The organism is Lactiplantibacillus sp. DA1, from assembly GCF_032681335.1.
Taxonomy (GTDB): domain Bacteria; phylum Bacillota; class Bacilli; order Lactobacillales; family Lactobacillaceae; genus Lactiplantibacillus.
Genome location: NZ_JAWHTQ010000006.1, coordinates 193,234 through 210,111, shown reverse-complemented (window position 1 = coordinate 210,111; position 16,878 = coordinate 193,234). Strand labels below are relative to the sequence as shown.

At 38.9% G+C, this 16,878-nt stretch carries 25 protein-coding genes, 3 tRNA genes and 1 pseudogene; 14 read left to right on the top strand and 15 right to left on the bottom strand.

The annotated features are described in order from the left end of the window. Nucleotides 1–199: 199 nt before the first annotated feature. The 3 genes from RXV91_RS11120 (at nt 200) to RXV91_RS11110 (ending at nt 4,045) form a co-directional block, all read left to right on the top strand. Nucleotides 200–1,381 (top strand): class I SAM-dependent methyltransferase, encoded by a 1,182-nt coding sequence (locus tag RXV91_RS11120; protein ID WP_316439900.1) that lies wholly within the window; start codon nt 200–202, stop codon nt 1,379–1,381. A 234-nt stretch (nt 1,382–1,615) separates the two neighbouring features. Continuing rightward, the gene (locus tag RXV91_RS11115) at nt 1,616–2,473 is read left to right on the top strand and encodes a GRP family sugar transporter (RefSeq protein WP_316439899.1); all 858 of its coding nucleotides are present in this window, start codon (nt 1,616–1,618) and stop codon (nt 2,471–2,473) included. Nucleotides 2,474–2,692: 219 nt separating this feature from the next. Continuing rightward, a complete protein-coding gene (locus RXV91_RS11110) occupies nt 2,693–4,045 on the top strand; it encodes a glucose-6-phosphate isomerase (protein WP_316439898.1) in 1,353 nt (450 codons plus the stop codon). A gap of 112 nt (nt 4,046–4,157) precedes the next feature. Here the strand turns inward: RXV91_RS11110 and RXV91_RS11105 are convergent, their stop codons facing one another. The 12 genes and pseudogenes from RXV91_RS11105 to RXV91_RS11050 all read right to left on the bottom strand — a co-directional run bounded on the left by RXV91_RS11105 (nt 4,158) and on the right by RXV91_RS11050 (nt 11,003). After that, a complete protein-coding gene (locus RXV91_RS11105) occupies nt 4,158–5,426 on the bottom strand; it encodes a tyrosine-type recombinase/integrase (protein WP_316439897.1) in 1,269 nt (422 codons plus the stop codon). Between the two features lie 152 nt (nt 5,427–5,578). Beyond that, nucleotides 5,579–6,442 (bottom strand): DUF3037 domain-containing protein, encoded by an 864-nt coding sequence (locus tag RXV91_RS11100; protein ID WP_097567666.1) that lies wholly within the window; start codon nt 6,440–6,442, stop codon nt 5,579–5,581. Next, the gene (locus RXV91_RS11095; RefSeq protein WP_316439896.1) at nt 6,409–7,449 is read right to left on the bottom strand and encodes a HipA family kinase; all 1,041 of its coding nucleotides are present in this window, start codon (nt 7,447–7,449) and stop codon (nt 6,409–6,411) included. The genes RXV91_RS11100 and RXV91_RS11095 overlap by 34 nt, the downstream gene beginning before the upstream one ends. A 55-nt stretch (nt 7,450–7,504) precedes the next feature. Beyond that, nucleotides 7,505–7,574, bottom strand: a tRNA-Gly gene (locus RXV91_RS11090). Between the two features lie 368 nt (nt 7,575–7,942). Further along, nucleotides 7,943–8,028: pseudogene (locus RXV91_RS11085) on the bottom strand. A 5-nt stretch (nt 8,029–8,033) separates the two neighbouring features. Next, nucleotides 8,034–8,107: transfer RNA gene (locus tag RXV91_RS11080), tRNA-Ile, on the bottom strand. A 14-nt stretch (nt 8,108–8,121) separates the two neighbouring features. Next, a tRNA-OTHER gene (locus RXV91_RS11075) sits at nt 8,122–8,205 on the bottom strand. A gap of 33 nt (nt 8,206–8,238) precedes the next feature. Continuing rightward, complete coding sequence (locus RXV91_RS11070; RefSeq protein WP_316439895.1) at nt 8,239–8,574, bottom strand: hypothetical protein; 336 nt, start codon at nt 8,572–8,574, stop codon at nt 8,239–8,241. A gap of 54 nt (nt 8,575–8,628) precedes the next feature. Then, nucleotides 8,629–9,189 carry a DUF5067 domain-containing protein gene (locus RXV91_RS11065; protein WP_316439894.1) on the bottom strand — a complete coding sequence of 187 codons (561 nt, stop codon included), beginning with the start codon at nt 9,187–9,189 and terminating at the stop codon, nt 8,629–8,631. 65 nt (nt 9,190–9,254) lie between these two features. Continuing rightward, the gene (locus RXV91_RS11060; RefSeq protein WP_316439893.1) at nt 9,255–10,193 is read right to left on the bottom strand and encodes a hypothetical protein; all 939 of its coding nucleotides are present in this window, start codon (nt 10,191–10,193) and stop codon (nt 9,255–9,257) included. 22 nt (nt 10,194–10,215) lie between these two features. Further along, nucleotides 10,216–10,629, bottom strand: a complete 414-nt coding sequence (locus RXV91_RS11055) for an ImmA/IrrE family metallo-endopeptidase (RefSeq protein WP_003644968.1) — start codon at nt 10,627–10,629, stop codon at nt 10,216–10,218. Nucleotides 10,630–10,640: 11 nt separating this feature from the next. Then, entirely contained in the window at nt 10,641–11,003 is a 363-nt protein-coding gene (locus RXV91_RS11050; protein ID WP_011101082.1) for a helix-turn-helix domain-containing protein, read from the bottom strand. Nucleotides 11,004–11,176: 173 nt separating this feature from the next. On the opposite strand from RXV91_RS11050, the gene RXV91_RS11045 reads away from it, so the two are divergent. Both RXV91_RS11045 and RXV91_RS11040 read left to right on the top strand, forming a co-directional pair. Next, nucleotides 11,177–11,407 carry a helix-turn-helix transcriptional regulator gene (locus tag RXV91_RS11045; RefSeq protein WP_316439892.1) on the top strand — a complete coding sequence of 77 codons (231 nt, stop codon included), beginning with the start codon at nt 11,177–11,179 and terminating at the stop codon, nt 11,405–11,407. A 12-nt stretch (nt 11,408–11,419) separates the two neighbouring features. Next, complete coding sequence (locus RXV91_RS11040) at nt 11,420–11,617, top strand: hypothetical protein (RefSeq protein WP_316439891.1); 198 nt, start codon at nt 11,420–11,422, stop codon at nt 11,615–11,617. Here the strand turns inward: RXV91_RS11040 and RXV91_RS11035 are convergent. Further along, on the bottom strand, nt 11,614–11,886 hold the full coding sequence (locus tag RXV91_RS11035; protein ID WP_316439890.1) for a hypothetical protein: 273 nt from the start codon (nt 11,884–11,886) through the stop codon (nt 11,614–11,616). The genes RXV91_RS11040 and RXV91_RS11035 overlap by 4 nt on opposite strands. A 57-nt stretch (nt 11,887–11,943) precedes the next feature. Between RXV91_RS11035 and RXV91_RS11030 the strand changes: the two genes are divergently transcribed. Then, nucleotides 11,944–12,168 carry a hypothetical protein gene (locus RXV91_RS11030; protein WP_316439889.1) on the top strand — a complete coding sequence of 75 codons (225 nt, stop codon included), beginning with the start codon at nt 11,944–11,946 and terminating at the stop codon, nt 12,166–12,168. Between the two features lie 270 nt (nt 12,169–12,438). Here RXV91_RS11030 and RXV91_RS11025 read toward each other — a convergent pair whose 3' ends face one another. Beyond that, on the bottom strand, nt 12,439–12,942 hold the full coding sequence (locus RXV91_RS11025; RefSeq protein WP_316439888.1) for a hypothetical protein: 504 nt from the start codon (nt 12,940–12,942) through the stop codon (nt 12,439–12,441). Beyond that, the gene (locus tag RXV91_RS11020; protein ID WP_003642789.1) at nt 12,939–13,169 is read right to left on the bottom strand and encodes a helix-turn-helix domain-containing protein; all 231 of its coding nucleotides are present in this window, start codon (nt 13,167–13,169) and stop codon (nt 12,939–12,941) included. Before RXV91_RS11020 ends, RXV91_RS11025 begins: the two co-directional genes overlap by 4 nt. A gap of 141 nt (nt 13,170–13,310) precedes the next feature. Here RXV91_RS11020 and RXV91_RS11015 point away from each other — a divergent pair, with 141 nt between their 5' ends. The 8 genes from RXV91_RS11015 to RXV91_RS10980 all read left to right on the top strand — a co-directional run bounded on the left by RXV91_RS11015 (nt 13,311) and on the right by RXV91_RS10980 (nt 16,865). Further along, the gene (locus RXV91_RS11015; RefSeq protein ID WP_003642790.1) at nt 13,311–13,517 is read left to right on the top strand and encodes a helix-turn-helix transcriptional regulator; all 207 of its coding nucleotides are present in this window, start codon (nt 13,311–13,313) and stop codon (nt 13,515–13,517) included. Further along, a complete protein-coding gene (locus RXV91_RS11010; RefSeq protein ID WP_316439887.1) occupies nt 13,517–13,813 on the top strand; it encodes a hypothetical protein in 297 nt (98 codons plus the stop codon). Before RXV91_RS11015 ends, RXV91_RS11010 begins: the two co-directional genes overlap by 1 nt. A 24-nt stretch (nt 13,814–13,837) precedes the next feature. Beyond that, entirely contained in the window at nt 13,838–14,008 is a 171-nt protein-coding gene (locus tag RXV91_RS11005; RefSeq protein ID WP_316439886.1) for a hypothetical protein, read from the top strand. A 63-nt stretch (nt 14,009–14,071) separates the two neighbouring features. Continuing rightward, the gene (locus RXV91_RS11000) at nt 14,072–14,587 is read left to right on the top strand and encodes a hypothetical protein (RefSeq protein ID WP_024623923.1); all 516 of its coding nucleotides are present in this window, start codon (nt 14,072–14,074) and stop codon (nt 14,585–14,587) included. Between the two features lie 12 nt (nt 14,588–14,599). Then, a complete protein-coding gene (locus tag RXV91_RS10995; protein ID WP_316439885.1) occupies nt 14,600–14,845 on the top strand; it encodes a hypothetical protein in 246 nt (81 codons plus the stop codon). A 117-nt stretch (nt 14,846–14,962) separates the two neighbouring features. Next, nucleotides 14,963–15,091, top strand: coding sequence for a hypothetical protein (locus RXV91_RS10990; protein ID WP_316439884.1), 129 nt, complete (start codon nt 14,963–14,965; stop codon nt 15,089–15,091). 266 nt (nt 15,092–15,357) lie between these two features. Next, nucleotides 15,358–15,888 (top strand): host-nuclease inhibitor Gam family protein, encoded by a 531-nt coding sequence (locus tag RXV91_RS10985; RefSeq protein WP_076642932.1) that lies wholly within the window; start codon nt 15,358–15,360, stop codon nt 15,886–15,888. A gap of 11 nt (nt 15,889–15,899) precedes the next feature. After that, nucleotides 15,900–16,865 (top strand): hypothetical protein, encoded by a 966-nt coding sequence (locus RXV91_RS10980; protein WP_024002535.1) that lies wholly within the window; start codon nt 15,900–15,902, stop codon nt 16,863–16,865. Nucleotides 16,866–16,878: the final 13 nt, after the last annotated feature.

The window sequence follows — 16,878 nt, the reverse complement described above, 5'->3', positions numbered from 1 at the left end:
AGGCAACGTTAAGGTAGAACCGAAAATCGTGCGATCTAAACTGGTGATTTAGCAAACTGATTCTGACTAGTGCATTTCCGTATTTGTTAGCGTTCAACCTCGCACTCTGGGGCTAAATATGTTACCCTTAACAAGGCTACAAACAGCGATTTATCAATAGTTTAGATAAGATTTGAAATGAATAGGAGAAACAACAACTATGCAAAGAGTACAAATTACGGGTAATTCTCAACGTAAAGTCAAGGATGGTTACCCCTTACTCGTACAAGACGATTTAAAAGATCCAAGTATGAAACTAACTGATGGCTCCTTCGTGGCGTTAATGGCGAGTTCACAATTTATGGGTTACGCGTTGATTGCTAAGCATCGCCGACAATTAGGTTGGGTGCTTAGCTTGGATGAAAGTGAGACACCAACGACCGATTATTTCCGTAAGCTATTCAAGCAGGCGTTGGTTCGGCGGGCAACAAGCATGGACCCGCAGTTGCCACAACGGGTCTTCAATGCGGATGGTGACGGTTTAGGTGGTTTAGCTATTGATCGTTATCAAGATTATTATGTGTTTACTTGGTATGCGGAAGGTGTTTATCAACAACGCGAAATGCTTTACGCGGCTTTTGAAGCGGCGACTGATCATCAATTTAAGGGGATCTACGCTAAGTTACGGTTCAACGTTGAAGAAGCTAACTTGAAGAGTCAATTGGTAACGGGGGAGGCGGCGCCAGAACCGTTGCTAGTGACAGAAGGCGCAGTGACGTATCCATTACATCTTGCCGATGATTTAACGACAGGGTTGTTATTAGACATGCGGCCCATTCGTGAATGGTTGGCAGGTGCTGAATTACAAGGTAAGACGGTTCTAAATCTGTTTAGTCAAGAAAATGGGGTAACGGCAGCCGCAGCGGTCGCAGGCGCAGCCAAGACAATTTCGATTGAAACGAGCAAAAAGGGCGCCAAAGAAACTGCTGATCAGCTGGCAATCAATAACATTGATCCAGATAAGCAAGAAATTCGAGCAATCGAAGTGAACAGCTATCTAGATTACGCCCAGAAGCACCGACTAAGTTATGACGTTGTGGTCGTAACGGCGCCGACCTTTGCTCGAGTCAAGAAGCAAAAGTTCCAAGTTGCCACCGATTTGACGGACTTATTAACGGCAACTTTGCCCGTTGTTCGGCGAGACGGTCAATTAGTAATTGCAACTACTGCCAATAACTTCTCTATGAAGAAGTTTAAGGCTGCGGTGACGGCGGCCTTTGTTGGTAGTGATCGGCACTTTACGCTTAGTGAGACGTTCCGGTTGCCAGCTGATTTTGTCACGCGCAAGGCATATTTAGCAAGTAATTATTTGAAGGTACTGGTTTTAACGCTTGACAAATAGTCGATAGCGCATAATTTGAGCATCAAATAAAAAAAATTTAATGGGTATTTCGGGGACCGTTTTCATTAATTGAAAACGGTCCCTATCACTAAGAAAACGAATTCATGAAAATATAAAAATAATTATATACGGCTCTGAATACCTGATTATGACTGGTAAAACGGTTACTTAACTGGTAAAATATTTCTTTGTCGTTAGGCAAGAGAGAAAACATAGAAATGAGGATTATTAGTAATGGGAATTCTAATTGCACTGATTCCTGCGATTGCGTGGGGCAGTATCGGCTTAATTAGTGGCCGAATGGGCGGTACCGCTCGGCAACAGACCCTTGGGATGACCATGGGAGCCTTGGTATTTGGCTTGGCATTATGGGCGGTCGAACAGCCAACTTTAACAAGCAAAATTTGGTTGATTGGGATCGTTTCCGGGTTGTTTTGGAGTATTGGTCAAGGTCAACAATTTACGTCAATGAAGGCGGTCGGCATTTCACGGACGACGCCAATTTCAACTGGGATGCAACTGGTTGCTAATGCATTGGCTGGTGTGCTGTTATTTAATGAATGGCACGGCAACATGTATTGGATTGGTTCTGTTTCCGTGATTGTTCTAATTGCGGGGGCCGTGTTGACTTCCTTAACTGATAAGACTGATCCGAACCGTAGTGCTTCTGAAAATTGGGGTGTTGGGATTCGCGCCTTGATCTTATCAACGATTGGCTATGCTGGTTATACGATTGTGGTCCATTATGGTAACGTCAATGCGCAGGCGGTCGTCATGCCCCAGGCAGTGGGGATGTTGCTCGGTGCCTTGATCTGGTCCTTTAAGGATAAGCCATGGGTTGTTAAAGCTACTTATCGTAATATCGTCACTGGTCTGGTCTGGGGTGTTGGGAACCTCTTCATGTTTATGGCAATGGCCCAAATTGGGCAAGCCGTCGCATACTCACTTTCACAAATGGGAATTGTTATTTCTACGTTTGGGAGTATCTACCTCTTAGGGGAGCACAAGACGAAGCGAGAAATGGTTTACGTGGTGATTGGCTCGATTCTAGTCATTGTTGGTGGGGTTGCGTTATCCTTAATGAAGGCTTAGTAAAACTTTACTAAAAAGTAATTATTTGATTTATAGATTCATAAAATCTGTTTAAGGTGCGGTAACGGTAAGTTATCAGCACCTTTTTTGTTAATAATTGTATTTGTTTTTTACACAAATTACGAAAATTTACGAAAAAAGGGGGGAAGCGCTTTTCATTATTAGGCGAGCTATTGTATAATATGACATGTAAATACGTATAGAAAGAGGTAATAGTAAATGGCACACATTTCATTTGACAGCTCTAATTTAACTAAGTTCGTTCATGATAATGAACTTGGCGAAATGCAAGCTATGGTCACAGCTGCTGATAAGGAGCTGCGTGAAGGAACCGGCGCCGGTAATGATTTCCGCGGCTGGTTAAATTTACCAACAGATTACGATAAGGAAGAATTTGCACGGATCAAAGCCGCTGCAAAGAAGATTCAAGGCGACTCTGACGTCCTCGTTGTGATCGGGATTGGTGGTTCATACCTCGGTGCACGGGCAGCCATTGAATTCTTACACGAAACTTTCTGGTCATCACTTTCACGTGAAGACCGTAAATTCCCACAAGTTGTCTTTGCTGGGAACTCAATCTCATCTTCATACGTCAACGACTTAATTCACTTGATCGGTGACCGCGACTTTTCTGTTAACATCATTTCGAAGTCTGGGACGACGACAGAACCTTCAATCGCATTCCGGGTCTTCAAGGAACGTTTAATCGCGAAGTATGGTGAAGAAGCTGCTAAGGGCCGGATCTATGCAACAACTGACCGCAAGCGCGGTGCGTTGAAGCAAGAAGCTGACGCTGAAGGCTACGAAACTTTTGTTATTCCTGATGATGTTGGTGGTCGTTTCACTGTTTTGACACCAGTTGGTTTATTACCAATTGCTGTATCAGGTGGGGACATCGATTCATTAATGAAGGGTGCTGCCGATGCCCAAAACGAATACAAAGATGCCGATTTAACTAAGAACGAAGCTTATCAATATGCTGCTTACCGGAACATCTTGTACCGGAAAGGCTATACTACTGAAATTCTGGAAAACTACGAACCAAATATGGCGATGTTCTCAGAATGGTGGAAGCAATTAATGGGTGAATCTGAAGGGAAAGACCAAAAAGGTATTTACCCATCATCAGCTAACTTTACGACTGACTTACATTCATTGGGTCAATATATCCAAGAAGGTCGTCGTAATTTGATGGAAACGGTTGTTAAAGTTGACAACGCTACTAGCGATGTTGACATTCCTAAGGAAACCGAAAACCTCGATGGTTTGAAGTATCTTGAAGGTAAGACGATGGCTCAAGTTAACACCAAAGCCTTCGAAGGGGTTATTATGGCCCACGTTGATGGCGGTGTGCCTAACATGGTCGTTAACATTCCTTCACAGGATGCCTATACGTTAGGTTACACAATGTTCTTCTTTGAAGCTGCCGTGGCCATTTCTGGTTACTTGAACGGGATCAACCCATTCAACCAACCTGGTGTTGAAGCTTACAAGAACAACATGTTCGCCTTACTTGGCAAGCCTGGTTACGAAGAATTAACTAAGAAGTTAACCTCACGCCTTAGTAAATAAGGGTTTGTGACACACTAATATTTCAAATTAATAAAGCTCCAAAACGTTGTTTTGCTTTAAATGGTTCCCATTGTGGTTCCTAAAAGCGTAAAAAATGCGTTTTGGAGCTTTTTTAATTGCTACTATTCAAATAATCTTCCAGCTTTGACATCGCATCTTCTTTTATCTTGGGGGTAACTTCTGCATACATACGAGTAGTGGTCAAATCAACATGGCCCATCAAGTCTCTGATGTTTTCCATATCGACGCCAGCTTCACGCAAGCGCACTGCGAATGAGTGGCGGCATCCATGAACATTGAGATGTTTTAGGCCGGCATTTTTAGCAATGCGCTTCATGGCACCTTCAGCCCCTCGTGAAGATATAGGTTCACCAACATTGCCAGCAGTTAAATAGAAACGTCTAAATACAAAATCGCTTGAGGGATCAGATTGCAGATTTGGGCTAATTGTAACTACTTTTTGCAATGCTGATTGCTTATTACGCAGTTCTAGTAATGCAGTATAAGCACGAGCAGTTAACGGTACATTACGAGAGCTGTGCTCTGTTTTGGGGTCGTCCAGGGTAATTGATAGGTAAGAGTCATCAAGTACTTCACCGGACTCTCTAAGCTGCCTTTTTTGGTCAGCTTCAGCCCGGTAGAGTCTATTTTGGTCTATTGTCAAAGTGCGTTTGTTGAAATCCACCCGAGACCATCTCAATGCCAAATCTTCGCCGAGTCGTAAACCGCAGTCGAACATTAGCAGGAAGAAGGGGTACCATGATGGTTGTTGTTCTTGTTTGGCTGTTTCCAGAAAAACATTAACTTCATCAAGAGTATAGTAACGAAGTTCACGTTTTTGAGGCTTGAATTTCCTGGAAAACTCAACTCCAATAGTTGGATTAGACTCAATAAACCCGAGCTGTGTTGCTTTTTTTAGAGCGTTAGAAAGTGTTCCGTTTATTGATTTTACGGTAGCCCAGCTTAGGCCTTGTTTTTTTCTCCCAATTCCTGTTTCACTGAAAAGACCATTGATAAAGCGCTGATGTTCTACAAGAGTGTACTCGGTTAATGGATAGCTACCAATTCTTGGCTTGATATAAGTCTCAATGTTTTCACGATGAACAATACGTGTACCTTCTTTTACATTTAACTTAAGATGAGTTATCCAATAGTCTAGAAATTCTCCCAAATTCCAAGCTTTTTGAGGTGTAACGTTTCGTTTGTTTGAAATTATTTCTGCTTCTACTAATTTTGCAGCGTCACTGGCTGATTTGTAAGAGGTGAACCCACGACGATGGATCTTCTTCCGCTGACCGGTACCTTTGTCAGTTCCAGCGTAAATATTGTATTGATATCGCGTTTTGCCATTTTTTAACTGATATTTTGAAATGGTTGCCATAATAAGCCTCCTTGATTCGAACTTATGTTCTCTGAAAAATAAAAATATATACCCCGTGATGGGGTATAAGCGGGTAACACATAAGTTACGTGTTGTACTTAATCTGACAATTCGAATCTTGAATAAAAGCTCTTGGTGGGGCTATAAATTTGTTAAGAAGCCATATAGTGGTTACTAGTAATTAGTGCGTTGAGTTGTTCAGAGTTAACACTTTTATAGGAAATTGTTTCAATGAATGATTCCAGTTCGTCATGTTGACTAATATCTAAACTGTGAATGCGGGTATCATTTTCTAAGTCAGATAGCATTTGGGATACTTTTTTATCGGCATTAATAGCATTTTTAGAATCATTTATTAAAAATATCGAGCTATCATAGTCGTATCTAGAGCTGAGTGTAACCATCTTTACATACCAGTCTTCTAGTGCACTTTCTTTAACTGGTGAAGAGTCAATAAGATTAAGAGTTGTATTTTCTCCATATGCAAAATCAATATTGAATTTTATTTCTAACGATTTCGAAGGGCGTATTTTTATATTTTTTTTAATTTGGTTTCCAAGCAAATCATGGGCGGTGAAAATATTAATCATTTGCTCTTTAGGAGTTAAGATATTAACAACATCATCTAATTTGAAATATTCATCACCTACATATTCGGACACTATTTGATTGAATAGGAGCTCTTCATTTGCAGTCACAATAGGCTTAGGTTTTGAAAAGCGAATTTGTTCTGGTAAATTGTGTTCAATAGTACTATCTAACAATTGAACCGAAAAATCTGAATCTAAATCACTCAGTATGAAGCTTAAATATTTCATGGTTGTTTGAAACAAATCTTTTTGATATTGGTTTAAAGCTAGTCCACGTATCTTAAAGCTGTTGAATGGGATAATTCTATATTTTGCAGACTTATCTCGTTCATTAAACAAGAGTGCACCGATATTAATTGACTCGTTTCTCATACTGTTTTGATTATACGAAATTATTGAGAATTGGTACTTTTGCCTTTGTGCCATTCTATCTGTCCTCCTTTGTAATTTGTAAATATGTTTTGAGCAATATTATACTCGATAAAAGGTTTAATCAAACTTTTTTGTCTATTTAAAAAATCTACATAAGCCTGTTTCTGCATATTACCACCGGAAATCCAATCGGGAGTAATGTTAGAAATTGTATTTACAAAAAAAGTATTGGTTAACGATTCAATTTCAGCAACCACATCACTAAAAGGATTATTTGAACTAAAATCTAGTTCGCGTTGTAATGCGTCAAAGACAACACCGTATTTGAACTTAGAAGCTTGATGCATTTGTTTGCTTCTATTCAAAAACCAAAACATCATAGTTGCTGAGTATGATGTAGTTATGCCTGGATTTACTTTTGGGTTATTAAAATTTAACAAGTCGATTTTTCTTTGACTTACAGGATCTGTGTTCCAGTACGGAGAGAAGAAACAAAATCCGTAGTCAATAGATACTAACCACTTACCATTGTTTTGATATTGAAAGAGGAGATTTCCACCATTTGTAAATCGATCAAGATTAAGGGTTAAAAAATCTAAACAGATAAGATTTGGAATTATTTCCTTATTTACAACATTGTTAAATAGAGCACGCCATCCACGTATAGCGTACGGCTGACTGTGATCAGTGGCTAATTTGAATACTTCAAGTAAGTCATTACCAATATTCGGTAATTTTTCAGTAGCGAAATACTTTCCCTTAGAAAATTTATATTTCCATTGTAAGTCAGGAAAATTAGAAAGTGTATCAACATCAATGGTTATTGTAGCGTAATTTGGAGTAGGAACGGCTAATTTTTTTGCAATTTCAGAAACTAATGCTTCTTGAAAGAATTCTGCATCTTGCTTAGATGGTTTAGTTTCTGTAGGATACATCACCATATCGTTCTTTAGTATATATTTTTTACCATCTGAAGCAGTTATGGTAATTGGCTTGCTACAACCTTGTTTTGGCAATTCTTCTTCATGAATCATGTCGATGTATAATGCATCATCGTTCAAAAAATCGCATCCTTTCATAATTATTCCTGAATTTTTGATCGATAATAATGGTCAAAGCGAGTGACGGGAATCGAACCCGCGACTACAGCTTGGAAGGCTGTCGTTTTACCACTAAACTACACTCGATCTTTGAAAAAGTATTGCTGATTTGAACTGTAAAATTCACTTGTGTTTTAAAGCATATATAGAAGCAATTACAAACATTATATGAATAGTATGAAAATGCAATGTTGCTGTTAATCCATAGATAGCACTTGCTATATTGCGAGTATTGAATAGCTAACGACATTTCATGTAGCTAAGATTGAATAGAATATTTTTTATGTTTGATGGTTATTACATCAATGATTGTAGTACCAAAGAAAACAAGAAATAGCCAATAATACAAAATTGATCAGATTGAGTATCCACACCCAGTGTAATTTTTGTTTACGCATAAAAATCCTCCTAAAGAATTCAGTCTTTTAAGACTTTCAGATCTGGAGCCGGTCAATGCGAGCGGCAGGAGTCGAACCTGCATCTGAAAGTATCTAGTCAGCAACTCAAAGGAGTACTGTTCTACCATTGAACTACACTCGCGAGAATGGACCTTGTTGGGTTCGAACCAACGACCGGACGGTTATGAGCCGTCTGCTCTAACCAACTGAGCTAAAGGTCCAATTAAGTTTTAAATGCGAGCGGCAGGAGTCGAACCTGCTTATGTGATTACTAATTGACAAGAAAAGAAGCACTATTCTACCGTTGAACTACGCTCGCGTTAAAGCCCAACTAAGGGCCAATTATTTACAGTTAATCTTTTTTGAGATTTGTGTATGATATAACCCAAGAACCCACAGATGAGCTAGCCTTCTTAACTTTTACCGTAACTGTTTCACCTTTATTCACCTTAGGATTTTCAGAACTTACGAAATCCAAGTGCTTGCCAGTTTCAAGGTTATAACCAAATGCGCTATTTGGAATAACTTTATTGACCTTGAATTGAACGGTTTTTCCCTCAATATCTTTATTAGCATTTAATGCTGATTCTGCTGTTGAAGCAGTATAATCAGGCTTTTTGTTTCCACAACCAGCCAGTGTGTAAATTATAGCTATAATGGCTACAAAACCAATATTCATCTTTTTCATAACAAATTCTCCAGTCTTTACATGGTTTATTACGGTTAGAATCAAGTCAATATTTTAATTTACAGAATATGTTTTTGTCCCAATAGTTTGGAAATTGGCGTTATTGAATTTGACCGTTACATCATTTTTGTTCTCTAACTTGAACATAACCGCCGCCTGCGTTGTTTTCCCTGGCAACAATTTATCATTTAGGCCATCTTCGTATTTTTGTATTGGATTATTACCGTTATCGTCATATTTGGGTGTGCCGGGCAAAAGTTGTTTGTTTGCTGTATCTGTTTTTTGATAAGCATTTACTACAGTATAGATATTTGAAGGATCCTGTTCCTTTTTAGAGTTGTTAGTAACGTCACAATAGAGAACTAAAATTTTAGTTCCGTCTTCGCTGCCATCACGGATTTCCGATTTCGTAAATTTATAAGTTTCAATTCCGGCTGAGAAAACATTATCTTTAAACGTCCATTTGTCATTTGACGGATCAGTCGATTTTGTTGATGAAACTTTTTCTGCCTTGGAGCTATTAGCGGAATTAGTTTTAGAACTATTATTATTTCCGCATGCGGTGAGCGACAATGCGGTTATTCCAGCTAGTAATAAAATACTGTATTTTTTCATTGATGTTTCCTCCAATATAATTTATTCCCCAAATCCAATTTCAATAACATTTTTAAAAATTACAATTAATAATTGTAGTAATAATAATTCCTACGTTGCTTTTGTTTGATGGTTTGACCGACATACAGTTGTGTACCAGAGTCTCCAAGACCATCTTTATATACGTGAGTGATGCCGGTGCTACTATCATCTAATCTGTAAAGCATACCGTAATCAGTTTTCCACCCATAAGCCATTCCCTGTGAAGTTTCTATAGACGAATATGCAGAGCCAACGTATTTTTGTAAAGTTTCGACGTCTTTTTGCCCAAAAACCTTAGCAAATGATTTGAGTTCACCTTCGTTTACTCTTTTCTTGCTAGATTCTTTAGCTTCAGCCTTATCTTTTTTTATAGCAGCTTTATGAATTTTATCAGGAGATCCATCAAACAATTTATCATTTTCAAAATCTAAGTCATCAGATCCATACATAAGCGTACTTGAGCTCTCGTCTGTGGGCTTCCCCATAATGGAAATTACTTGTGACTTTGTCATGCCAAGCTTAATTTTATTAAAACTGTATACTTTTTTCTTTGTTTTTTTAGCGCTAGCTTTATTTTCGCTTGAAGATTTTTTAGCTACAGTCTTCTTAGTGTCACTATTATTCTTGGAAGACTTCTTTTTGATGCTACTTGTTTTTTTTGAGGCAGCCTTCTTCGAATTACTTCTTTTGCTGCTTGATTTGTTCGAATGCTTTTTGTTAGAATTTTTATCGGCGCTTTCAATCTTTGACGTACTGATTTTTTTCGAGTGTGCTATCGTGTCCTTACTGCTTGCTGTGTTTTTAACTGGATTAGCTATCAATCCTACAACAACAAATAGAAAAGATGCAGCGAGAGCAATCAAGCCATATTTAAAAGATTGTTTTGAGTTGGCTCCTTTAATAAGTTTGAAAATTCCCCGACATATAAAATATATAAATATTAACAATGAGATGAAGAACATTATCTCGGCAAAAGTTTCCATAATTCCTCCAAATTAATTGATATTAATCTCCGTCGAATGGTACCCCGTATTGATAGGACAGTTCTCTGTATGAATAGGGAATATGGCCATTCTCCTCAATAAACAACATTCCCATCAATCCAACTGAAAATTCATCAGCTTCACGTTCAAACTTAGAATGTCCGTGTTTAACGGAAGTGTAGTACCCAATTAGCCCCTCATGGAATATAACGTGTCCTAGCTCATGACCGAGTATGAAATACTGTGTAGGCGTGTGTTTAATAGAATTATTGAGTAGTATGATAGGCTCTTGGTTGTCATAAGCATTTTTACCCAGAGGCATTGCCCCAAAATCACACCATTCCACTTGTATGTTAAGCTTTTCCGCAATTACAAACGGGTCCGCTGTGTGATAACGATTGACAATAGTTTTAACGATATCTTTTACTCTATCCATAGGTACAACTCCTAATCATGCTTGTGGCGTTTCCAGAATATTGTTGCCATTGCCACACGCACTTGTTGTTTTTCTTCTTCAGTAAGATCTTCACCCCCATAGGTCATCGAACCCTCATTTGCTTCAAGAAAATCCTTCAGGTCAATGGTATCTTTCTTGGTTGCCCATTTTGGCGTGCCATTTTTTCCAAGCAAGTAGTCAGTTGTCACGGAAAAACGATCTGCAATTTTAGAAAGTGTTTCAAGATCAGGCTGTCGTTTTCCTTGTTCATAGGAAGCCAGTGTTGTTTTGGCCATGCCTAATTGCATTGCTAATCTCTCTTGCGTTAGACCAGCTTCTCTTTTTCGTAATTCTTTAAGGCGTTCAGCAAACATTGATAGGCCTCCTTCATTAATTATAAGATTACTACGCATAATGCGTATTTTGTACAGAAATATAAAAAGTACTCGTTTAGAGTATTTTTTATATTGACTAAGTACGCGAATTGTATTATATTAATAAGCATCAAAGGTACGCGAAACGTATTACTTAGTTAGGAGGTGTTAACATGCGTCATTGGTTAAAAGAGTGGAGAGACATCAACGGACTAACGCAAAAAAAGGCTGCTGAATTTCTCGATATGCCAGAGACAACTTTAGCGTCTTACGAACAAGGGCATAGAACACCAAGTGTTGGTAGAGCTAAGAAAATGGCTGTAAGAATGAACAATATATCGAAAAAAAAACGTGTTAAATGGACTTATTTTTTTGAAGATAAAGTACACAATACGAGTAAATAAGGAGATACCAAAATGAAACAAAAACAAGTAACACAATTGTTAGTCGAGTTACACGAACTTAATAAAACGCTCAAAACTATCGTAAGTAGTCTTGAGCGCAAAGAAGTAAGCCATGATATTTTCCCAGGGATTGCTTTTAAAGCTGCCCCGGTATCAAAAGAAGAGTTTGTAAAACATTATGGTGAATACGTAAAGAGATGTAGCAACTAATATCCGTATTCAGAAAGGAACTGGCTACTGCGTTCTTCGTTAGTAGACCATGCATCAAAGCGAACAATTGAAACACGTTGTGATTTTTCTATCTTACTAAGTTCTTGTTTCAGTTCAGTGATTGTTAGTTCTGATTGAATTGCAATCTGAAAGGGAAATATTTGAACCCATTTATCTGGAGATAGGTTCTCTAAAGTTGTTCGAATGGCCACTGCAAATTCAGAGTTTAGATCTTTTTCTGGATTAAAAGTTACTAAATAGTTATTCATTAATATCACCTCCTTGCAATTATTATATCGCAGGAGGTAGCGAAAGAAGGCGAGCAAATGAAGTTTATACCAGAATATTCGAAGAACAATCCAATTTTTCCATCAACCATTAAAGTCGTTCAAGGTAATCTAACCGTTGATTTAGAAGTAGGCGTAATTAGTTATGGAACGAATGCGTTGAACAAAGAGAATTTCAATGAAGAAATGGCAACCGCCTATAGGGAATTTTTATTGGAACTTGGGATTACTGATTTGAATCCCGTATTGGACATCCCAAAATGATGTGAAACAAGGTTGTAAGTCCGGACGTTGCTTTTTAAATTCCACAGTCGCACTTTTAACAGTTGGTACATCATAGTGATTGTTTAGCCAAACAATATAGTAGTTAGTAGATTGATCTGATTCATCGAATCTTTTCAATACGTCATTGATAATTTCCTGTTCATTCATATTTATTCACCTCCTTGCGATCATTATATCGCAGGGGGGCAGCGAAAGGAGGTGAGAGCGTGATTAGTATAATCATGGCACTTATTGGGCTTTATTTGGTTATTATTCACGCAACCGTTGATCTCGAATGGTTGAAATGGTTTTTGCTAAGTCTGGGTATTTTAGCTGCTTTGCTAACTTTGACCCTTCTTGTAAAAGGATATCTTCCATTCTGATAAAAGCGTCATCGTATTCTGTATCTGCGTCCTCAAAATCAGTATTGTCATCTTCTAATTCAAGCAAGTTCATAAAAGCACGAAAGAACTTAGGAAAAATCTCAGCACTTTTTGATCCCAACAAATGTGTGTGACTTGAAATCAAATCTAAATACTTACTGCGAGCGCCTAAAGACAACTCACTAGGCAATATATCTTCCGGGGGTGTTATTAAAAGTAAATTGAAATATGGCACATAAAGCTTTTGGTACCGCTCGCGTAACACATCATATTTTCGTTGGTGTGCTTGTGTGTTTAAACCAAAGAAATAGGATATTGCAACGGCAAACAAAGGAATACTGGCAGATACTATCTTCACTAATGCAATTGAAGCAGATGCCATTAGATTCATTTTTCCACCTCGTTGTAAGGCGGAAAGTCGAAGAAGTCGTGGACGCTGATGCCGAGAGCAGAACAAAGTGAATGCAATAGATCTACTTTTGGAACACTCTGCCGGTAAATGAAAGAACTCACTGTTGATTGAGTAACTCCTGCTAACGTGGCCAAACGATTAACGGTTAAATTACGCTCGCGCATAAGATCATACAAGCGTTGAATTATTAATTCTGATTCAGTCATAAAAGATCCTCCAAACGTGTTTGCGTTAATCGTAAAACAAATTCATTTAAAAAAGTTACGCTGTTGCGTTGACAATTTACGCAATGGCGTTATAATAAAAACATAGTTACGCAAATGCGTTAACTCTAAGGAGATGAAAACATGATTGGCTCAGAAATTAAAAAAATTCGTTCCAAGCTTGGCTGGACACAAGCAAAGCTAGCTGATGCTGCGGGCGTATCACAGAGTACTGTAAATACTCTTGAGAACCGAACAAAGCATCCTGATGCTGTAACACTAAATTTACTTGCAAAAGCAATGGGTGTAACTGTGGATGACTTATTAGAACCAAAGGAGGTGGCCAAGTAATGGAAGTCACACAAGAACAATTGCACGAAATGATCCAATCAGAGGTAAACGCAGCTATTGCCGCCAAAAGACTAGCACCAGTCAAAGCAAGAAACACTGCTTGGATGGAGCTTAAAAACGATATTTCGAAATTTGTCAACGAGAAGTACGGTAAGAATCCAAAAGCTTATTCATTGTCAGACGCAGTTAAAACGATCATTAGGTTCCATTTAGGTGTGTCTAACGTATATCAAATTAACGAGAGCAACATTGATGAAGCGCGTCGAATATTCGAGTTACTAAAAGCAAATATTTAATTTTCAAAGAACGGAGGAAACAAAATGACACATCTATCACGAACTACATTAATCAATGCACTACTTCGTTATTTCCCGGAGACACCCCGGGTTTCGCTTGAAGCAATGAGTGATGAAAAGCTGAGGATTATGTTTCAACACATCAATAACGAAAATAGTTTCAAGATTCGGCAAATGGATTACATCTCTATTTAAATTATAGGGAGTTGCCTTTGCAAGAAATCATAAGATACTTGCAAAAATTCAGGAGGGGACAGAATGCGGAACCGATTCGCAGAAGAGCTAACGTTAACCTTCGAACGTATGGGCGGACATAAGCAGAGAGAAGTTGCTGATAAGGCACATTATTCTGAAAGCACTGTATCAAGAATTAGAGCGGGGCTTAAGAAGACTGACCCACAGACTAGGTGGACGTTAGCGAATGCAATTAATGATCTACGTTTGAAATATACTGCTGCGAGTTTGGACTACGGCACGATTTCGTTCCAACGCGATCGAAAACTTAAAGGTGACATGTTTTCTGCCTTGGTAAAGCAACGAACGGAGCAAAGTCAACGAGAGCAGTTGGAACCAGAATTTGAGGCTGCGATTACAACGGAGCCTAAATTTAGAACTCCGGAGCAAAATTTAATCATTCAACGTTATCCAAGAGAGTATGTCGAGGAGATTAGCGCTGAGATTACAGCATTAATAAAACAGGCTGAATATGCAGGCATAACGATGTCGCAACTGCAACATGTGATTGATGAGGTAAATGATAGTACCGGTGGATAGGAGTGATAAAAGATGCAAGTGGTTTCCATTAAAAAGAATCCTAAGTATCAGGCAGGCGGACAGCCTAAAAAATGGCTCAAAGGTGTTGAACTTGCCGCTGAATGGAATGTTTCGCCATCAACAATAAGCAACTTGGCGCGACGTGAAGACTGCCCATTGCCGTCTGATGTTGCATTAGGGGCTCGCCAATATAATTGGGCGGAAGTTAGCCGTTGGCGAGCAGAAGAGAATAAACGCAAGCAGGATAGGAGGAAATAGCAATGATTACATTACCAGATTGGGTAGCATCATCACTATTAACCTTAGTAGCCACTATATTGTGGTACAAACGTAAAAATATTCCACATTGGTTTGGTATTTAAGGAGATGAAGACGATGAAGTTCACGTTCAGGATCGGAAATGTGCTTTACAAGCAAATCACAATTGAAGAATTGAATAATGTTTTTGGCAAATTTAAGGAGATTGAACGAATTGGAAGTACGCAAAGTATCGCTAAAGCCTAAATTCGAGTACGAAAAAAGCTGCTCGAGTATTGGGAGTACCCGTGCAGCTAAGACGCTTAATAATTTTATTTTCGAGTTCTATTGTACTCCGAAATTGTCGTTAAGACAACGTTTAGCACGGAGGTGGGCAAAATGAACGGCTACGATAGCTGGTTAATTGACCAAGAAGAAGCTGTGGAAGGCTGGCGTGATGACGAGCCCACCGAGGAAGAGCTGATTGAAAGTGGCGTCATTGCTGATTATTAAATAAACAGGAGGTTTCAATTATGGACGCAATGTTAAAAGAAGAGCTCAAGACGGTTACAGAGCGTGAAAACGAAGGATTCAAAATTGACTCATTAGAGAAAGCTGACTGGGCATTAAAGAAGCTCAAGGCTATTAAAGCGCATGATGATGAAATTGGCCGGGTTGCGAAGAACAATATTGATCAGGCAATTGAATGGCGCGACCGGGAGCTTGATAAGAACCAAGCCAACCGCGAGTATTTCGAAGGACTATTGACTGACTATTTACGTGATCAACGGTTAGTTGACAAGAAGTTCAAAATCGATACCCCTAATGGCCGTGTATCAACTCGTAAGAACCCGGCTGGGTTGGCGTATGACGAAAAGATGGTTTTAAACTCACTTCGTAATCAAGGTATGAGCCAATACATCAAGGTCAAGGAGTCTATTGATAAAGTTGATTTGAAAAAAGCTGGTCGCATGGTTGGTGACAAGTTTGTCATGGAAGATGGCGAGATTATCGCTGGTATTACTGAAAAACCGGCAACTGAGAAGGTCACGTTTAAATACTAGGAGGAACCGATATGAGTGAAGCAATCGCAAAAGCAGAAAATCAAACGAACAGTCTATCCCTAATCATGGGTACTGATCAAAACAAGATGGCTAGCGAACTACAGGCTATCTCTAATTTCCAAACTATGGTTCAACATCAACTAAAAGATGGTCAAGATTTTGGGGTTGTCCCTGGCACACAAAAACCGACATTATTGAAGCCCGGAGCTGAGAAAATTCAAATGCTGATGGGTGTAACGAGTGAGTATAACGTCATTGATAAGGTTGAAAACTACAAGGATGGTTATTTCGACTATACCGTCAAGTGCGTGCTGTATAAGAGCGGTATGCAGTTAACTGAGGGATTAGGGTCGGCAAACACAAAAGAGAGTAAGTACGTTTCTCGTGATGGCTTTTCAATGAAAAACACGGTATTGAAAATGGCTAAAAAGCGAGCTCAGGTTGATGCCACACTGACCATCGCTAGTTTATCAAATGTCTTCACGCAAGATGTCGAAGATATGCAGAACTTTAACCAACGTGAGAATAATGAAACCATGACTTATGATGAAGCCTTTAATTTGAAACTTAATTTTGGCAAAAACAAAGGCAAGAGCATGGGAGATGTCTTGAATGAGAATCGTGGCTATATTGAATGGCTAGCTGAAAACGCGCAGAAACCTGAATTTAAGACTGCTGCTAAATTATTACTAGCTGGCAAGCAACAGCCCGCAACTGACGATGAAGTAAATGAAGATTTTGACCCTACCACCATCATTGCTAGTTCAAAACAGACGAGTGAGATTGCTAACCTTGCTGGTGAACTGGCCACCCAAACCAAGAATGGTACACCATTATCAGTGACTAATGAGGTTATTCAACAAATTGTCCCTGATTGGAAAGGGACTGACGACGATTGGAAGAACCTGACAATAGCACAAGCAGAGGATGCTAAGAGTCAGCTACAAGGATTGCTAGCAGCATTTGATAAGAAATAAACATTCGAATTGG

What these genes read in the sequence shown, in the direction of transcription:
- RXV91_RS11120 (WP_316439900.1), top strand. Translation starts at nt 200, where the DNA reads ATGCAAAGAGTACAAATTACGGGTAATTCTCAACGTAAAGTCAAGGAT.
- RXV91_RS11115 (WP_316439899.1), top strand. Translation starts at nt 1,616, where the DNA reads ATGGGAATTCTAATTGCACTGATTCCTGCGATTGCGTGGGGCAGTATC.
- RXV91_RS11110 (WP_316439898.1), top strand. Translation starts at nt 2,693, where the DNA reads ATGGCACACATTTCATTTGACAGCTCTAATTTAACTAAGTTCGTTCAT.
- RXV91_RS11105 (WP_316439897.1), bottom strand. Translation starts at nt 5,426, where the DNA reads ATGGCAACCATTTCAAAATATCAGTTAAAAAATGGCAAAACGCGATAT.
- RXV91_RS11100 (WP_097567666.1), bottom strand. Translation starts at nt 6,442, where the DNA reads ATGGCACAAAGGCAAAAGTACCAATTCTCAATAATTTCGTATAATCAA.
- RXV91_RS11070 (WP_316439895.1), bottom strand. Translation starts at nt 8,574, where the DNA reads ATGAAAAAGATGAATATTGGTTTTGTAGCCATTATAGCTATAATTTAC.
- RXV91_RS11065 (WP_316439894.1), bottom strand. Translation starts at nt 9,189, where the DNA reads ATGAAAAAATACAGTATTTTATTACTAGCTGGAATAACCGCATTGTCG.
- RXV91_RS11060 (WP_316439893.1), bottom strand. Translation starts at nt 10,193, where the DNA reads ATGGAAACTTTTGCCGAGATAATGTTCTTCATCTCATTGTTAATATTT.
- RXV91_RS11055 (WP_003644968.1), bottom strand. Translation starts at nt 10,629, where the DNA reads ATGGATAGAGTAAAAGATATCGTTAAAACTATTGTCAATCGTTATCAC.
- RXV91_RS11050 (WP_011101082.1), bottom strand. Translation starts at nt 11,003, where the DNA reads ATGTTTGCTGAACGCCTTAAAGAATTACGAAAAAGAGAAGCTGGTCTA.
- RXV91_RS11045 (WP_316439892.1), top strand. Translation starts at nt 11,177, where the DNA reads ATGCGTCATTGGTTAAAAGAGTGGAGAGACATCAACGGACTAACGCAA.
- RXV91_RS11040 (WP_316439891.1), top strand. Translation starts at nt 11,420, where the DNA reads ATGAAACAAAAACAAGTAACACAATTGTTAGTCGAGTTACACGAACTT.
- RXV91_RS11035 (WP_316439890.1), bottom strand. Translation starts at nt 11,886, where the DNA reads ATGAATAACTATTTAGTAACTTTTAATCCAGAAAAAGATCTAAACTCT.
- RXV91_RS11030 (WP_316439889.1), top strand. Translation starts at nt 11,944, where the DNA reads ATGAAGTTTATACCAGAATATTCGAAGAACAATCCAATTTTTCCATCA.
- RXV91_RS11025 (WP_316439888.1), bottom strand. Translation starts at nt 12,942, where the DNA reads ATGAATCTAATGGCATCTGCTTCAATTGCATTAGTGAAGATAGTATCT.
- RXV91_RS11020 (WP_003642789.1), bottom strand. Translation starts at nt 13,169, where the DNA reads ATGACTGAATCAGAATTAATAATTCAACGCTTGTATGATCTTATGCGC.
- RXV91_RS11015 (WP_003642790.1), top strand. Translation starts at nt 13,311, where the DNA reads ATGATTGGCTCAGAAATTAAAAAAATTCGTTCCAAGCTTGGCTGGACA.
- RXV91_RS11010 (WP_316439887.1), top strand. Translation starts at nt 13,517, where the DNA reads ATGGAAGTCACACAAGAACAATTGCACGAAATGATCCAATCAGAGGTA.
- RXV91_RS11005 (WP_316439886.1), top strand. Translation starts at nt 13,838, where the DNA reads ATGACACATCTATCACGAACTACATTAATCAATGCACTACTTCGTTAT.
- RXV91_RS11000 (WP_024623923.1), top strand. Translation starts at nt 14,072, where the DNA reads ATGCGGAACCGATTCGCAGAAGAGCTAACGTTAACCTTCGAACGTATG.
- RXV91_RS10995 (WP_316439885.1), top strand. Translation starts at nt 14,600, where the DNA reads ATGCAAGTGGTTTCCATTAAAAAGAATCCTAAGTATCAGGCAGGCGGA.
- RXV91_RS10990 (WP_316439884.1), top strand. Translation starts at nt 14,963, where the DNA reads ATGAAGTTCACGTTCAGGATCGGAAATGTGCTTTACAAGCAAATCACA.
- RXV91_RS10985 (WP_076642932.1), top strand. Translation starts at nt 15,358, where the DNA reads ATGGACGCAATGTTAAAAGAAGAGCTCAAGACGGTTACAGAGCGTGAA.
- RXV91_RS10980 (WP_024002535.1), top strand. Translation starts at nt 15,900, where the DNA reads ATGAGTGAAGCAATCGCAAAAGCAGAAAATCAAACGAACAGTCTATCC.